Annotated in this window: 18 protein-coding genes; 5 read left to right on the forward strand and 13 right to left on the reverse strand. The window is 66.0% G+C overall.

The features are described 5' to 3' along the window. Positions 1 to 15: 15 nt before the first annotated feature. On the reverse strand, positions 16 to 1,533 hold the full coding sequence (locus AB0N05_RS36630) for an NAD(P)/FAD-dependent oxidoreductase (protein ID WP_364703053.1): 1,518 nt from the start codon (positions 1,531 to 1,533) through the stop codon (positions 16 to 18). On the opposite strand from AB0N05_RS36630, the gene AB0N05_RS36635 reads away from it, so the two are divergent. Beyond that, entirely contained in the window at positions 1,532 to 2,620 is a 1,089-nt protein-coding gene (locus AB0N05_RS36635) for an AraC family transcriptional regulator (RefSeq protein WP_364703056.1), read from the forward strand. The two genes, AB0N05_RS36630 and AB0N05_RS36635, sit on opposite strands and share 2 nt — an antisense overlap. A gap of 143 nt (positions 2,621 to 2,763) precedes the next feature. Continuing rightward, complete coding sequence (locus tag AB0N05_RS36640) at positions 2,764 to 2,952, forward strand: hypothetical protein (RefSeq protein WP_364703058.1); 189 nt, start codon at positions 2,764 to 2,766, stop codon at positions 2,950 to 2,952. On the opposite strand, the gene AB0N05_RS36645 is transcribed toward AB0N05_RS36640, so the two are convergent. The 10 genes from AB0N05_RS36645 to AB0N05_RS36690 form a co-directional block, all read right to left on the reverse strand. Next, positions 2,949 to 3,770: a nuclear transport factor 2 family protein gene (locus tag AB0N05_RS36645; RefSeq protein ID WP_364703061.1), complete on the reverse strand. Its 822-nt coding sequence runs from the start codon at positions 3,768 to 3,770 to the stop codon at positions 2,949 to 2,951. The two genes, AB0N05_RS36640 and AB0N05_RS36645, sit on opposite strands and share 4 nt — an antisense overlap. A 147-nt stretch (positions 3,771 to 3,917) precedes the next feature. Next, positions 3,918 to 4,547, reverse strand: a complete 630-nt coding sequence (locus AB0N05_RS36650) for a hypothetical protein (protein ID WP_364703063.1) — start codon at positions 4,545 to 4,547, stop codon at positions 3,918 to 3,920. A gap of 23 nt (positions 4,548 to 4,570) precedes the next feature. Next, a complete protein-coding gene (locus tag AB0N05_RS36655) occupies positions 4,571 to 5,527 on the reverse strand; it encodes an MlaD family protein (protein ID WP_364703066.1) in 957 nt (318 codons plus the stop codon). After that, positions 5,524 to 6,657 carry an MlaD family protein gene (locus AB0N05_RS36660; RefSeq protein ID WP_364703069.1) on the reverse strand — a complete coding sequence of 378 codons (1,134 nt, stop codon included), beginning with the start codon at positions 6,655 to 6,657 and terminating at the stop codon, positions 5,524 to 5,526. Before AB0N05_RS36660 ends, AB0N05_RS36655 begins: the two co-directional genes overlap by 4 nt. Further along, positions 6,654 to 7,736, reverse strand: coding sequence for an MlaD family protein (locus tag AB0N05_RS36665; RefSeq protein WP_364703072.1), 1,083 nt, complete (start codon positions 7,734 to 7,736; stop codon positions 6,654 to 6,656). The genes AB0N05_RS36660 and AB0N05_RS36665 overlap by 4 nt, the downstream gene beginning before the upstream one ends. Next, positions 7,736 to 8,758 (reverse strand): MlaD family protein, encoded by a 1,023-nt coding sequence (locus AB0N05_RS36670; RefSeq protein WP_364703074.1) that lies wholly within the window; start codon positions 8,756 to 8,758, stop codon positions 7,736 to 7,738. Before AB0N05_RS36670 ends, AB0N05_RS36665 begins: the two co-directional genes overlap by 1 nt. Further along, a complete protein-coding gene (locus tag AB0N05_RS36675) occupies positions 8,746 to 9,744 on the reverse strand; it encodes an MCE family protein (RefSeq protein ID WP_364703076.1) in 999 nt (332 codons plus the stop codon). The genes AB0N05_RS36670 and AB0N05_RS36675 overlap by 13 nt, the downstream gene beginning before the upstream one ends. After that, a complete protein-coding gene (locus tag AB0N05_RS36680) occupies positions 9,741 to 10,772 on the reverse strand; it encodes an MlaD family protein (RefSeq protein WP_364703079.1) in 1,032 nt (343 codons plus the stop codon). The genes AB0N05_RS36675 and AB0N05_RS36680 overlap by 4 nt, the downstream gene beginning before the upstream one ends. Before the next feature lie 3 nt (positions 10,773 to 10,775). After that, on the reverse strand, positions 10,776 to 11,642 hold the full coding sequence (locus AB0N05_RS36685) for an ABC transporter permease (protein ID WP_364703082.1): 867 nt from the start codon (positions 11,640 to 11,642) through the stop codon (positions 10,776 to 10,778). Continuing rightward, a complete protein-coding gene (locus AB0N05_RS36690) occupies positions 11,639 to 12,475 on the reverse strand; it encodes an ABC transporter permease (protein ID WP_364703085.1) in 837 nt (278 codons plus the stop codon). The genes AB0N05_RS36685 and AB0N05_RS36690 overlap by 4 nt, the downstream gene beginning before the upstream one ends. 269 nt (positions 12,476 to 12,744) lie before the next feature. On the opposite strand from AB0N05_RS36690, the gene AB0N05_RS36695 reads away from it, so the two are divergent. After that, the gene (locus AB0N05_RS36695; protein WP_364703088.1) at positions 12,745 to 13,083 is read left to right on the forward strand and encodes a hypothetical protein; all 339 of its coding nucleotides are present in this window, start codon (positions 12,745 to 12,747) and stop codon (positions 13,081 to 13,083) included. A gap of 20 nt (positions 13,084 to 13,103) precedes the next feature. Here the strand turns inward: AB0N05_RS36695 and AB0N05_RS36700 are convergent, their stop codons facing one another. Next, the gene (locus AB0N05_RS36700; RefSeq protein ID WP_364703254.1) at positions 13,104 to 14,192 is read right to left on the reverse strand and encodes an ionic transporter y4hA; all 1,089 of its coding nucleotides are present in this window, start codon (positions 14,190 to 14,192) and stop codon (positions 13,104 to 13,106) included. Positions 14,193 to 14,287: 95 nt separating this feature from the next. Beyond that, positions 14,288 to 14,731: a MarR family transcriptional regulator gene (locus AB0N05_RS36705; protein WP_364703091.1), complete on the reverse strand. Its 444-nt coding sequence runs from the start codon at positions 14,729 to 14,731 to the stop codon at positions 14,288 to 14,290. A 96-nt stretch (positions 14,732 to 14,827) separates the two neighbouring features. On the opposite strand from AB0N05_RS36705, the gene AB0N05_RS36710 reads away from it, so the two are divergent. Next, a complete protein-coding gene (locus AB0N05_RS36710) occupies positions 14,828 to 15,268 on the forward strand; it encodes an SgcJ/EcaC family oxidoreductase (RefSeq protein WP_364703093.1) in 441 nt (146 codons plus the stop codon). Positions 15,269 to 15,320: 52 nt separating this feature from the next. Further along, complete coding sequence (locus AB0N05_RS36715) at positions 15,321 to 16,031, forward strand: VIT family protein (protein WP_364703096.1); 711 nt, start codon at positions 15,321 to 15,323, stop codon at positions 16,029 to 16,031. Positions 16,032 to 16,038 lie beyond the last annotated feature (7 nt).

The raw sequence follows: 16,038 nt of genomic DNA on the forward strand, positions 1-16,038 counted from the left end.
CCCGAGTGCAGCGACTCAGCGAACCGGCTGCAACACCTTGGCCGTCGAGACCGGGCGCAGGGTCTTCCGCAGATCCGTGCGCAGCGTCGTCGCGGAGTCGATCAGATAGTTCTGCCGCACCTGCCACGGATGCTTATCCCCCTGGCGAGGGAAGGCGGAGATGGACCGCTGCACATACCCGGAGGCCAGATCCAGCAGCGGCCGCTCGTTCAGCGCTCGGTCCGGCTGCGGCACAACCGCCTTGTACCCATTGCGATCCATGTAGCCGAGCACGCGGCAGACCAGCCGCGAGCTGAGGTCGGCGCGTAGCGTCCAGGAGGCATTGGTGTAGCCGATGCACACCGCGAAATTGGGCACACCGGTGATCATGGTGCCCTGCCAGACGAACTGTTCGGCCAGATCGACCGGCTTCCCGTCCACTTGGAGCGTGATGCCGCCGAAGGCGAGCAGTTGCAGCCCGGTGGCGGTGATGACGATATCGGCCTCCAGGACTTTGCCGGATTCCAGCCGGATGCCCTCGGGCACAAAGCTTTCGATGCGGTCGGTGACAACCTCGGCCTTGCCCTTGCGCATGGCCTTGAAGAAGTCGGCGTCCGGCACCGCGCACAGGCGCTGATCCCACGGGTTGTAGGACGGCGTGAAGTGCTCTTCGACGAGCTTCTCGTCCTTCAGGATTCGCGTGGTGAGCCCGGTGAGCATCTTGCGGGCGGCCTCGGGGCGACGACGGCAGTACTGGTAGAAGCCGACATTGAAGAGAATGTTCTTGGTGCGGACCACGCGATGCGCCAGCTCCGGCGGCAGCAGTTCACGAATCTTGTCGGCGATCTTGTCGCGGCCGGGGACGGCGGAGATCCACGTGGGGCTGCGCTGCAGCATGGTCACCAGTCCGGCCTGTTCGGCCATGGCCGGGACCAGGGTGACCGCCGTCGCGCCGCTGCCGATGACGACCACGCGCTTACCGGCGTAATCCAGGTCCTCGGGCCAGAATTGCGGGTGCACGACCTGCCCGGTGAAGTCCTCGATGCCCGGGAATTCGGGTTCGTGGCCGTGGTCGTAGTTGTAGTAGCCGGAGCACGAGTACAGGAATCCGCAAGTGAGCGTGCGCTGTTCGACGCTGTCGGCCGCGCCGTCGACCCCGGCGGTGCGTACCTCCAGGGTCAGCGTCCAGTGCGATTCCGCACTGTCCCATTCCGCGCCGACGACCTTGGTGCCGTAGCGGATGTGCTTGTCGATGCCGTTCTCGGCGGCCGTCTCGGTGATGTAGCGCAGGATGGACGGCCCGTCCGCAATGGATTTGGCGTCGCGCCACGGCTTGAACGGATAGCCGAGGGTGAACATATCGCTGTCCGAGCGAATGCCGGGATAGCGGAACAGGTCCCAGGTGCCGCCGAGCACCGCGCGCGATTCCAGAATGGCGTAGCTGCGGCCGGGTTGCTCGGTCTGCAGTCGATAGGCCGCGCCGATGCCGGAGAGCCCGGCTCCGACGATCACGACATCGAGGTGCTCGACAGGGAGGGAGGTCGCGGCGCTCATGACCTCCAGTCTGTTGCGGTCGTCACTACACTTCTTGACTCTGCGCGACAAGTATTTGATTCTGGACGACATGTCGGTAATCAGGTCCGCCGGACTGCGCGGATTCCGCGCCACCGTCGCCGAGCTGGGCGGCGATGCGGAAGAGCTCGTGACCGCCTGCGGGCTGCCCATCGCCGCACTCGATACCGACGATCTGCTGGTTCCCGATCAGGCCGTGGGTGCGGTGCTGGAACTCGCCGCGCACCGGCTGAACTGCCCGGATCTGGGATTGCGCATTTCGCATCGGCAGGAACTGGACATGCTCGGGCCGCTCGCCCTCGCCATCCGCAATGCGGCCACCCTCGCCGAGGTGCTGGAGTGCACCTCCCGCTATCTGTTCGTGCATGCCCGCTCGCTCAGCGTGACCGCCGTGCCGGACCCGTACGGGGATCGCGGCGTTATCGCGCTCCGCTATATCGACGCCCCGCCGGGGATGCCCACCTCGGTCCAGGGCACCGATCTCGGACTGGCGTTCGTACACCACATGATTCAGCGCCTGGCCGACGAACGCTATGGCCTGCGCTCGGTGGAACTGCCTTACCGGCCCGCCGCGCCGATCCAGTTGTACGAGGAATTCTTCGGTGCCCCAGTGCGAATCATGCGACCGGCCGCACTGCTCCGGGTGCCTGCCACCCTGCCGAACCGGCCACTGTCCGGCGGCGACGAGAATCTGCACCGACTGGCGCTGGCGTTCCTGGCCGAGCTCTCCGGCGGTGCGGCGCGGGCCGTCACTCCGCAGGTGCGCATCGCCTTGCAGAATGTGCTCGGGACGGCGTCACCCGAAATCGGCACTGTCGCACGGCTGCTCACCATTCACCCGCGCACCCTGCAACGACGGCTGGCAGCCGAGGGCACCACCTTCGCGGAGCTCCTGGACGAGGTGCGCCGGACCGAGGCGCGGCGCTATCTCACCACCACCGATATGCCCATGAGCCAGGTGGCCTCGCTGATCGGACTGTCCGAACAGTCCGTGTTCACCCGCTGCTGCAAACGCTGGTGGGATGCCACGCCGACCGCGGTGCGCAAGGGCCGCGCCCCGGCGAACTGAGGGCCGCTCATCTGAAGTGCCACGAGTTCGCTTGAGCCGATTGGCAACTCGAGACCGAACGAACCAGACCAATGTCGCAAAGAGTTTGCGGGTTGCCGCGTGTCGCTGATGCGAGATTCGTCCTACGCGCGCAGGATGGGCCGATGATCGCCGAATGCCCTTCCTGCGCTTGGCCCTCCCCCACGTCCGTCTCCTCGAACCGCCCGCAATATCTGCGGTGCGTCTGCGGGAAGTGGCTGATCAGCGTGCACGGCAAGGTGGTCGGCACGGCCGGGGGTAGTACGTTCAGCCACACCAATCCCCTGGCCGGGCTGTCGGGCGCGCGGGATTAGCTCGGGGGCACGAAGATCCGCACGGCCTCGATCCGCGCACCGCGATCGGTGAAGTCCAGCTCGGCAATGCCACGGCCGTCGCGCGTCTCCACCGTGGCGGTCACCGTGCGACCCGCCGCGATGAGCTTGGTCCAGCGCAGTCCCTTGGCGCGGGTGATGAAGTCCTCCAGCGACATAGCGCCGTCGGTCGCCCAGTCCAGGCGCGGCACCGGGGCCAGATCGGCACGCACATTCCCGATCTCGCTGCGGCCCACCGCATCCAGCAGCCGCCCGGCGGCCTGCTTACCGTTCGCGCCGACACTGCGCATGCCGCGCATGAAACCGATTGCGCCGCCGACGCCTTGATTGGCGATCAGCTGCGGGCCCAGCTTCGCGCCCGCCACCAAGCCCTGCACGCCGGACCCCATCAGCTGCGCGATCATGCCGGGCAGTTCCCAATGCGCCCGCAGCGCACGGATTTTCAGCACACCGTCCGACTCGGCCAGGTCGTAGCGCAGGTGCATGGGCACGTGCAGGGTGACGCCGGTCGCCGGGTCGTTCGAACCCATGGTGGTGGCAATGGTCAGATCCCGGAAGACCGTCATGCCGCACACCACGTCATTGGTCACGTCGAAAGCGATGCCGTTCGGCGCGATGAAGGTGTCGTAGAAGCGCTCGATGGCCGCGCGTCCGATATGCGGGCGCGAACCCACCGGGTCCTCCACGCTGCCGTTCTCGGCGAAGAGGCCGACCCAGGCGGCGCGGTCGTGCACGCCCACCGCCCGCGGTGAGGCTTCGACGGTCGCCAGCAGTTCGGCGGCGGTGGGGTTCGCGGGCACGTGTCCTCCAGGTGGTGAAGCAAGCGCGCGCGATCATACCCACCGCGCGCGGCTCGCACCCGGACTACACCGAAGTCGACTGCGGGACCAGTACTTTCGCGAACTCCTCGATCGCGAAGACATTGCAGGCGTCCGCGTAGCGGCGATCTACTGCTTGGGCAGCGGGAGGTCGATGCCGCCCACGTCGGTGACCTTCCAATCGCTCTTCGGGTCGACATTCACCGTGTAGTAGATGGTGGTCAGCACGCCGTCGGGGTTCTGGGCGTTGGTGGAGGTGACATTCAGGTACACGTTCACCTTGTAGACGCCGTTATCGCGGCCGATCACCTGCGAGCTGAGCAGGGTCGGGCTCGACGTCCACTTGAGCGGGACCAGGATCTCCTGGAGCTTCGAAGAGGTGGCGTCGAACTTATTGGCCAGCGTCGGCGTGGTGTTGGACTTCAGGCGCGCGGTCCAGGCATTGAAGTCCGAGTAGTTCAGGTTGGCCGCGCCCATGGCGTAATCGGTGGCGACCTGCTCGGCGTGCTTGTCGTCGACGCTCCCGGCCTTGGCGTCCCGGACGTCGCCGCGCGCGTTCAGCCACAGCGTGGTGGTCGTGACCAGCGCGGCCAGCAGCACCACGGCGGCGGCCGCGAAGGCCAGCGTGGACAGCTTCAGCTGCACGGTCTTGGCCGCGGGGGCTTCGGACTTGGGGGCTTCGGTCTGCGGGGTCTTCTCGATGGAGACAGCAGATGCCTCCGCGTCGACTGCCCGCTTCGGTTCGGTGTCCTGAGACATCCGCATCTCCTTCTTTCCGGGTATTACTTGACGTTGACGTGCACGCGCACGGCACCGTCGGAGGTACCGGCGAGCGCCTGCGAGATCAGGCTGCTGATATTGATTTGCGGTCCCGCCGACTGTGCCGCATCCGCGAGGGGCTGCAAGGCGGGTGCGAGGGTCTTCAATTCGGGTCCGGCCTGCTGTACCCAGTCGGTCAGCTTCGCCAGGAAGGTCGCCAGCCCGTTGTCTTGGATGTAGACCTGCGGGCCCGGGGCGCGGTCCGTCAGTCTACCGACCGCGTTGATCAGCGCCTCGAGTGACTGCTCGAACTGCACGAATGCCGGTGCGGCCGCCGCGGTGGCCTCGCCGATGCCGTCCATATTCGAGGCCGCGGCCTGGAAGCTGTTCAGCAGCTGCGCGATCTTGGGCTCGCGGCTCATGATGGCCTGGGCCAGCAGGTCACCGGCGCGGGTCAGCGGCGGCATGGCCGAATCGGTGTCGCGGAAGGCGGTGCCCAGGGTGCTGGCCAGGGAGGCCGCCACCTTCGGGTCGAGTTGGTTCATGACCTTGTTGACCAGGCGTGATACCTCGGGAATGGATAGCGGCGACTGCACCGTGGCGGTGTCCAGGCGCTGGCCGTCCTTCAGGTAGGGCGCTCCCCCGGTCTTGGGCCGGAACTCCACATACGGCTCGCCCAGCGCCGACAGCTGCTCGATGCTGATCACGCTGTCGGTGGGCAGCTTGCGGTCGGCGTCGATGCGGAAGCCGACCTCGACGCTGCCGCCATTGCTGTCCACCGAGGTGATCTTCCCGACCCGCATGCCGGTGAGCAGGATCGGCGAACCGACGCTCAGGCCACCGGAGTTCGCGAGAACCATGGAGCCGTGCGTGTACTCGGCGAACGGATCCGCCCGCACCACACCGAAAGTCAGGTAACTCGCACCCACCAGGGTGACGGCGGCGATACCGCCCAGCGACGCCAGCGGTCCCCACTTCATCGCACCGCTCCGATCATGCGCAGCCCGGCCAGAATATTGCTCACCTGATCGTCGCGGGACACCGAATCCGCGTGCACGCCGGTGATATTCACCTTCGGACCCTGTTCGATGAACGGAATCAGCTTGTCCCGCAAGAGCGCGGTCAGCGTCGACAGGTTCGACGGAACCGACAGGTCCAGGGGCTTACCCGAAAGTGCCAGCGGCGCAAAGGCTTGCACCGCCGCGTCACCGGAGTTCGCGAGCGGAGCCAGCCACACCAGCGACTGACCCAGCTGCCCGAGCACCGCGAAGATCTGGGTCACGCCGCGAATCGAATTGGTGACACCGGTCATGGTGTCCACCGATTCCTGGTTCAGCTGGTGATCCAGGAAGTCCGAGCGATCGTGCAGCACCTGCGCGTTCACGCCCAGACCGTTCAGCAGCGAATCCACCTTGTCCAGATTCGCGGCCAGGTCCGTGGCATTCCCGGCGGCACTCTGCGCGATCCGCTTGGTCTCGTTCGGATCGGCGGGCAGCACCGCATTGAACCGATTGATGATGTCCTGCAACTGACTGATCGCACCGCCCTGGGTGAAGGCGGCCAGCGCGGCCATGGTGTCCTCCAGCTGCACGGGCGGACGGGTCCGCTCCTGCGGAATCGTGCCCTCGTCCTTCAGCAGCGAGGAGAAGCCATCCGGCGGGGTGGTCAGCGCCAGGTGGATATCACCGAGCACGGTGTTCTGGCGCAGCTCCGCGATCGTATTCGTGGGCAGCTGCACCTTGGTGGAGATGTCCGCATCGACCACCACGAAGCCGCCCTTGCCACCCGAATGCGCCGAATCCACCACGCGCACACCGGAAACCGTTCCGACCTGCGCGCCATTGGCGATCACCTTGGCTCGCGCGGGCAGGTTCAGCACATTCCCGAACTCGATGTGCACGCGATAGGTCGGCCCCGACACCGTGGTTCCGGGCACCGGCACCTGCGCCGGATCGAACGCACAGCCGCCGACCCCGGCCAGCAGCCCGGCCGCCAGCACGGCGGCACCGACGCGCTTGGCCCGCGCACGACCGGAACCTGCCCTCATCGCAGGTTCGGTCCGTGCCTGGGCATCGGTATCGAGGATGAAGTCCCAGCGTCCGATTCTCATCGCGCACCTGCCATTCCGAGCACCAGCGGGACCAGCGGCACGTTCACCAGGCCATTGGCGGCGTCCGTGCAGCGGCCCGGCGTGATCGCGTTCATCGCCGCGCAGACCTGCTCGGCCTGCGGCGCGGGCAGGGCGGCGCGGGGCGAGCCGTAGGTCATGCCGGAGCCCATCAAGGACTGGGCGGCATTGGTCAGGGCCGGGAGCTTGAGCATGATCTCCGACAGGGAGCCGACGTTGGCGCGCAGGAGTCGAACCAGCGGAAGGGTGTCGTCCAGGGCTCGCATGATCGGGTCACCGACAATGGTGACCAGGTCATTGAGCATCGGCAGGGCCTCGCCGAGCCGGTCGATCAATTCCGCACCGGGGCCGATCAATTCGGTGCTGGCATTGTTCAGGGCGGGAGCCAGGCGCAGCAGCATGGAGCGCAGGTCGCCCCAATGCTCTTCCACCTTCTGACCGACCGAGGCGAAGGCATCGAAGATGCCCGCCAGATGGCCGATGTCCGCATCCGGTTGCGACAGTGAGGAACCCAGCTTCTTGACGATGTCATTGATCTGCTGGCCGGACCCCGCGGTCGCCGCATCGAGCCCGGACAGACCGCGCTCCAAGGCATCCGGGGCCGAGGCCTGCTGCAACTGCGAGGACAGGCTCGCCAGTGCGGTCAGGGTCTCGGTAATGCTCTTGGGCGTCAGGGTTTTGGTGATGCACTGCGAATTGTCCCAGTGCGCGGTGTTCTTACCGCTGAACAACACCGCCAGATTCCGGTCCGCCACAATGGAATCGGCGACCGTGGTGGCGGCGGCGTCCGCGTACACGGGGTACTCGGCGTCGACAGTGAACTTGACCTTCACCTTGGCCCCGTCGGCCTCGATGGAATCCACCGTGCCCACCGGGATGCCGCGCATGGTCACCTTATTGCCCGCGTACAGGCCGACGGCGTCCGGCATGATGGCGCAATAGGTTTCGGTCTTCTTCATGGGATCGAAGTAGAGGAAATAGCCGACAACACCCAGCACGGCCACCAGCACCGCACCGGCGACCGACATGAACGCCTGGGATCCGAGCATCCGCTTGAGCATCAGCAGTCCTTCCCGGGCATGGGAATGCACACCGAAGGCAGCGTCACGGTCTGATTCGACTGGTCGACGGTCACGCCGCCCTCCGGAATCACCAACTCCGACAGCTTCTTCTGCAAGCCCTGCGCGGCCGTGAGCGTCGGCTCGAACCGTGCGCCGAGCTGCTCCAGCTGGGTGATCGCCTCATTGATCTTGGGCTTGAGCGACTCGTCCCACGCGGGCGCGGCACCGGCCAGGCGGCCCACCACATCGCTGAGCAGCCGGATGGCCTCCGCCATTTCGGTGTGCTTATCGTCGAGCACGGTGACCAGCAGGTTGGCATTGTCCATCAACCGGCCGAGGTCCTTCTTCGCGCCGTCGTACATGGTCACGTACTCGTCGGCAACCGCCACGGCATTGGATACCTGGCCGCGCTGACGTTCCAGTGCGTCCACGTAATTGGCGACGGTCTGCAAGGTGGTGCGCAGGCTGTCCGGCGCGCCGTGCATCGAATCACCCAGTGCCGCAAGGTTCTGGTTCAGCGAATTGCCGTCGATCTTGGCCAGCGGGATGGCCGCGTCCTGGAAGGTCTCGACCAGGCTGTAGGGCAAGCGAACTCGATCCGAGGGAATCGCCTTGGAGCCCAGCGGCTTGTCCCCGGCCGGGAACAACGCCACATAGTGGCCGCCCACGATGGTCAGCATGCGAATGTCCAGGGAGGTCTGATCACCCAGGAACACATCGGAATCCACGGTGAAGCGCATGACGACCTTGTCCGGCTTCAGTTCGAGGGACTTCACCTCGCCCACCGAGATGCCCGCGACGCGCACATCGTCGCCCGCCTTCACCGACTGCGCCTCGGACAGCTCCGCGGTGTAGGTGTGCTTGCCGAACGGAATCACGTACAGCGCACCGGCGGCCAGCAGGCCGATGGCGACCAGCACCGCGCCGATGACGCCGTACCGCAGTTCCCGCTTCTTTTTGGTCTCGTCGTCGATGACGCGGTCGTCACGAACGAACAGGCGCGGCACTCTCATCCGTTGCATACCGCCACCTGCTGTCCCGACATGAGCACCTTCACGATGGAGGGCACCTCGGCATTACCCTTGCTGCACACCGGCTTCCAGCCGCTCGGGCTGTTCGGCAGCGATGCGTCGGCGGCGGCCAGCACGGCGGGCAGGCGGCCGAACACGTCCACCGCTTCCTTCGCATCGGGGAAGATCTTGCGGATCAACGCATCCACATCACTGCCGCTGCTGATGCCCAGCGTGCGCAGCAGATTGTCGATGGGCCGCAGCACCGACGGCGCGGTCAGCGCGAATTGCGCCAGCCCGCCGATGTTCTGCTGCAGGGCCTCGAAAATATTGGAGAGCTGTGCGAGCAGCGGCACTAGATAGTGCACGCGGCCGCTCAATCGGTCCGACAGATCCGACATATTGCGGATCAGCGTGCCGATCACCTGCTGCCGATTGTCCACATACGACGCCAGCTTGCCGATGGCGTCCATGGCCGGGCCGACACCGCTGCCGTCACCCTCGATCAATGCCACCATGCTCGCACTGAACTGGTTGATGGCCTCCGGAGAAATGGTGGCCAGCACCGGCTTCAAGCCATTGAACAGGCTCGTCACATCGAAGGACGGAATCGTGTGGTCGATATCGATGCGCACGCCCGCCGCGATCCGAGTGCCCGGCTGCGGTTGCTGCTGCAAATCGATGTACCGCTGCCCGGTCAGATTCTGGTAGCGGATGGCCAGCTTGCTGTTGTCGTAGACGGGCGCATCGGTCTTGACCGACAACTGCACGCGCGCCTTCGTCCCCTCCAGGTCGATGGACTTCACCTTGCCGACCTGCACGCCGTACATGCGCACGTCATCGCCGACCTTCAGGCCATTGGCGTCGGCGAACAGTGCGTCATGCGTTTCGGTGGAGCCGGACACCGGCCGCTGAATCGCGGTGAGCACCAGCACGAGTACCACCACGATCACGCCCGCGAACAACACCAGCCGCCACGCTGCGGCCTTGACTGTCATCGCGCTCCTCCCAGCAGCGGCACCGCGATGGCGGGCACGCCGCGCAGTTCCACCTCGACATTGAGCACCGGCCCCTGCCCGGTGTCCGGCATGGCCGAGCGCAAGCGCGCCAGCAGCGTCTTCAGGTCGATCCCGGACTGCTGCGGATTCGGCACCATCCGCGCGAGCGCGCTGAGCACCGGCATCAGCATGTCGGTGGTCCCCGAGAGCTGAGTTCCGGCCTGCGACAGGTTGTTCGCCAGCGCGGGCAGCAACTGACCGGTCACGATGGCGACACCCTTGTCATAGGATTCGCGGTCACCCTGCAAGCGCTGAATGCTGCGGATCAGATCCACCACCTGCACGGTCGCGCCCGCGAACTTGCCGCCGCCGTCGAAGGCCGGGCCGAGCTCGCCGAACAGGTCCGACATCGGCATCTTCTGGTTGTTCGCGATGGTGGTCTGCGCGGCGATCAATGCCTGCACCAGCGGCGTCAACGCCTGGGTGTCGGCCGCGGCCTGCGCGATCACCGAAGCCATCTGCGGCGTCAGCACCGAACCACCGACCTGCGACATGCTGCGCAGGATCGAACCCATGGTCGCGTCGTACACGGCCGCGGCATTCTTACCGGTCAGATCGATGGTCGAACCGTCACGCAGCGGCGCTCCGCCCGCACCCTTGCGCAGCTCGATCTCGCTGATACCGAACAGGTTCGCGGGCGCGTAATCCACCAGCATGCTGTCGTCCAGCCCGACGGTGCGCGCCGCGTCATCGAGCCGCAACCCGATTCGCTGAGTGCCATGCTGATCCGGCGAGATCTCGGTGACCTTGCCGATCAGCACGCCATTGGCGCGCACATCGGTACCGACCAGCACGCCGTCGCCGATCTGCTCGGTGCGCAGCGAAAGCGCCAGCCCCTCCTCGGTTTTCTGCGTGCGATACAGCATCCAAGCGGCGGCCACGGCCACCACCAGCGCGAGTGCGATCGCACCGACCATCATCGAACGACGACGATCGACGGCCACACCCGGCATTGCGTAATTCGGCATCCCCTACCCCGTGAACGTAATCGCCGAGTTGAAGCCCCACAGCCCGAGGGACAGCACCATGTCCATGGCGATGATCGCGACCGAACTGGCGCGCACCGCCTTACCCGAGGCGATACCCACACCCTCCGGGCCGCCGGTGGCGAAAAAGCCGTAGTAGCAGTGGATCAGGATGACGACCACCGCGAAGATGGCCACCTTCACCACCGCGGCGATCACATCGAAGCCGGAGACGAACTGGAAGAAATAGTGGTCGTAGACGCCCGCCGACGAACCGTGCACCAGCGTGATCAGCCCGCGGCAGGACGCGTAGGACAGGATCAGCGCGATCAGGAAGGTCGGCACGATGGCGACCGCGCCGGCCAGCACGCGGGTGGTCACCACGAAGGGAACCGAACGCAGGCCGAGGGATTCGATCGCGTCGATCTCCTCGGAGATGCGCATGGACCCGATCTCCGCGGTCATGCGGCAGCCCGCCTGCGCCGCGAAACCGATGGCCGCCGCGATGGGCGCGAGCTCACGGGTGGTCGCGTACGCCGACACCAGGCCCGTTACCGGACCCATGCCCAGCATGTCCAGGGTCGCGTACGACTCCACCGCCACCGACGCACCCATGACCATGCCCAGCACGATCATCATCGGCACGGTGCCGCCGCCCACGATGATCGAGCCGCGACCCCAGGTCATATTGGTGATGGCCCGCATGGTCTCGTCGCGATACCGCTTGAGCGTCAACGGAATCGACGACAACACCTGCCAGACGAAGGACAGCACGAAGCCGAAGCCCTCGACCCGGCGCAGCAACAGGCCACGCCTGCGATAGAAGCGCGCGAACCAGCCCAGCCCCTTGGGCACATACGTAGCGGACATCAAGCCAGCCTTGTCGGCAGGAACATGGCGGTGATCTGGGTGGCGACCAGGTTCACGGTCACGATCGACACCACCGACAGCACCACCGCGGCGTTCACGGCATCGGCCACACCGCGCGGTCCGCCCTTGGCTTCGAGGCCACGCTGGCAGGCGATGATCACCACGAGGAAACCGAAGATGACCGCTTTCAATAGCGACACCCACACATCGGCGGTCGTGGTGAACGACCCGAAGGTGGCCCAGTAACTGCCCGGCGTGACGTTCTGCCCGCCGATGGCGACCGCATAGCCCGCGAGCACACCCACGAAGATGATCAGCACATTCAGCAGCGGGGCCACGAAGACCATGGCGACCAGACGCGGAATCACCAGGCGGTGAATCGGACTGATGCCCATGGTGTGCATCGCGTCGATCTCCTCGCGAATGGTGCGCGCGCCGAGATCCGCGGCCAGGGCCGCCGCGCCCGCGCCGCCCAGCAGGAAGCCGGTGGCCAGGGGCGCGCCCTGCTTGATGACGCCGAGGCCGCCGGTCGCGCCGAGCAGCGAGTCCGCGCCGAGGGTGTGAATGAGATTGCCGACCTGTACGGAGACGATCACGCCGAAGGGAATGGCCATGAGGATCGCCGGAATCGCGGTGACGGTGATGAGCCGCCAGGCCTGGAGAATGGCTTCTTTCCACTGGAACTCGCGGCGCGCGATATCGGCGAAGGTGCCGACGACCGCTTCCTCGGCGATCCGGGCCGCGCGGCCGAAGGTGCGCAGCGAGGCCACCGCGGTCGTGGAGAAGTTGTCGCGCACGATTCGCAGCGCGGTGTCCTTCTGGGTGACGAGCTTCAAATTCTTCTCCGTGATCAGCAACACTGCCTGCCCTCAAAGCTAATGGTTACGCAGGGTTACAACAAATCCGTTTGGGGTGTGATCCAGGCCTCCGAGCTACCTGTCAGTACCCACGGTTCCGATCCCGGTCAACGGGACATTTACCCAAGTGACCGGGCATTCTGCAACGTGTTATCAGAGCGGATTGGCTATCAATATGACCTCCGACACCTGCTCGGCGAACCCTTGGCGAGGCTCTGCCGAAGGGTTGAGCTATACCCAAAAGAAAAATGAGTGAACTAGCAGCAATCCAATTTGCCCGATTAGTCCGAGTGCTCTTCCATGCCGGTTTCCATCGAACCCACGCGCAGTTCACCCCCCGGGTGTTCACTGGCCCCGTGGACCACACCGTGTCGGCAGTCATGCGCGCGATCGAAGCCGGCGACTGGACCGAATTCGCGAAACTGGTGCACCCCTATGTGCACTGGACCGAGGACGAACACACCACGCGCGGGCGCACCCGGGTCATGGCGCTGCTGTCCGGCCGCGGCGGAACGCGGGGCCCTTCTCAAAAACCCGCGACCAGCTACGAACTGCGCGATGAACAGGTCTATCGCTGGAACTCGTGAAACCCCGTGCCGCCGAAGTACTAGGGACTGACCGCCAGGAAGACGAAGCCCGCGAACAACACCAGGTGCACACAGCCCTGCAGGAGCGTCGCGCGGCCGGGCACCACCGTGAGCACGCCGACCACCACGGTCAGCGCCAGCAGCACCATTTGCGTGGCCCCGAGGCCGAGCATGAGCGGGCCCTCGATCCAGATCGACGCCACCGCGATGGCCGGAATCGTCAGGCCGATGCTGGCCATGGCCGAACCGAGCGCCAGATTCAGGCTGATCTGCACCTGATCGCGGCGCGCGGCGCGCACGGCCGCAATGGTTTCCGGCAGCAGCACCAGTAGCGCGATCACCACACCGACCGCGGAGGGCGGCAATCCGGCTGCCGCGATCCCGGATTCGATGGACGGCGACACCACCTTCGCCAGCCCGACCACACCGATAAGGGCAACCAGTAGCAAACCCAGGCTGAGCCAGGTCTGACGCTTGGTCGGGGGCTCACCATGCCCGCCCTCGGCATCGGCGAAAGAGCTTTCCACGGGGAGGAAGTCGTCGGTGTGCCGGACCGTCTGCACCATGACGAAGACGCCGTAGAGCACCAGCGACGCCACCGCCGCGAAGATCAGCTGCGATGCCGTGAACACCGGGCCCGGCTCGCTGGTGGTGAAGGTCGGCAGCACCAGGGTCAGGGTGGCGAGGGTGGCGACGGTGGCCAGGGCCGCACCCGTGCCCTCGGCATTGAAGACGGCCACGCGCCGTCGCAGCGCCCCAACCAGCAGCGACAGGCCGAAAATACCATTGCACGTGATCATTACGGCCGCGAAGACGGTGTCCCGCGCGAGCGAGGCCGCCTTCTCGCCACTGGAGAGCATGAGCGTCACGATCAGGCCGACCTCGATTATGGTCACCGCCACCGCGAGGATGAGCGACCCGAACGGCTCACCGACCCGATGCGCCACGGTCTCGGCGTGATGCACCGCGGACAGCACCGCGCCGACCAGTGCCAAGGTCACCAGTGTCACCACGATCGGCCCGAGGTCACGCCCCCAGGAGGCGGCCAATACGACGGCGGCCAGCAGAGGGACTAGGGCGGACCAGTAGCGCACGCAGAAACGGACCATGCCTGCCATCGTTCCAGCAAATTGTTCGCATTCACCGCAAAACGAGAGCCATGCCTCGGCCGCGCCGCCGTGTCTATCAGACGATCGGGCGACGCTCAGTCGACCTGTTCGGCCGCCACCTGGAAGGCCTCGGCCGCCCGCGCGAAGTAGTCGAACAGCACTTCGCGCTGCTCAGGGGTGTAGCCGCCGATGATCTCGCCGACGGCCTTGCGCACGGACACGAGAGTCTCGTCGAGGTCGGCGGGCCGGTCGATCGGCTCGACGATGACCTTGCGGCGATCACCCGGATCGGAACCGCGCCGCACATAACCCGCGGCTTCCAGTCGATCGATGAGCCGGGTGGTCGGGCCGGTGGTGAGTCCGGTCCGGGTACTGAGTTCGCCCGGCGTCATGGCCCCGTTCAGCTCGAGGATATTGAGCGCTTGCAGATCCGTCGCACCCAGCCCGACCGCCCTGGCCCCGGCCAGCGCATATAGGACCACGGCACTCAGGTACCGGCGATACACGTCATGACCATGCGCTCCGGCAGGTATTGACACCACCGAACTCCCTTCGTTATTGTCTTCCTCAACGAAGAGACTTCCTAAACGAAGAAAGCTCTTCCAGGAAGAAGACTAACACGGAGGCTGATTTTCATGACCACCACCGACACCACCGCCATCCGGGCCCTCATCGAGCGCAGCCAGGATGCCTGGAACCGCGGCGACGGCACCGCCTACGGGGCCTGCTTCACCGCCGACGCCACCGATGCCACCTATGTGGGCACCATCTACCACGGTGGCGACGAGATCGGCGGCGCACACCAGGCGCTGTTCGACAGCTTTCTGAAGGGCTCCCGGCTGTGGGTGGAGATCCTCGAGATCCGCCTCTACGGCAGCGACACCGCCGTGGTCGTCACCCGTGGCGAATCCTCGAAGAAGGAGCCGAAGAAGCTCGGCAAGGTCGCCACCTACACCGTGATTCGCGATGGCGAAGGCCGGTGGCTGATCGCGGCCGTGCAGAAGACCCAGCACAAGCCGATCATGGAAGCCATCTCCTTCAAGTTCAAGCCCGCGACCAAGCCCGCCGCACGCTGACCGACCGGCCGGGGTTCCAGGAGTTGTGGGTGCCGTGTCATACGCTGCGAGAGTGGCCGAAACGCATCCGCACGAACCACACGACGAGAGCCTGTCCTCGCGGCTGAACTGGCTGCGCGCCGGTGTACTCGGCGCGAATGACGGCATCGTCTCCACGGCCGGGCTGGTGGTCGGCGTCGCCGCCGCCAGCACCGAGACCTCGGCGATCCTCACCGCCGGGATTGCCGGACTCACCGCGGGAGCCATCTCCATGGCGGTCGGCGAGTACGTCTCGGTCAGCACCCAGCGCGATTCCGAGCAGGCGCTGCTATCCCAGGAAAGGCGCGAGCTCGCCGAGGAACCCGAGTACGAGCTCGCCGAGCTCACCCAGATCTACCGGGACAAGGGACTTTCCGACGAAACCGCGCGCCAGGTGGCCGCCGAGCTCACCGCACACGATGCCTTCGCCGCGCACGCCGAGGCCGAATTGCGTTTGGATCCCACGGATCTCACCAATCCCTGGCATGCGGCGCTCTCCTCGGCCGTGTCCTTCACCATCGGCGCGCTGCTGCCGCTACTGGCCATCCTGCTGCCGCCGGTGTCCTGGCGGATTCCGGTGACCTTCGCGGCAGTGCTGGTGGCCCTTGCGTTGACGGGCAGTGTGAGTTCCCGGCTGGGCGGCAGCAATCCGCGGCGCGCGGTGCTGCGCGTGGTGCTCGGTGGCGCGCTGGCCATGGCAGTCACCTACGGAATCGGCCAGCTCGCAGGGGTTTCCGGAATCTAGCCGGAAT

This window comes from Nocardia sp. NPDC051030, assembly GCF_040683015.1.
Lineage (GTDB): Bacteria > Actinomycetota > Actinomycetes > Mycobacteriales > Mycobacteriaceae > Nocardia.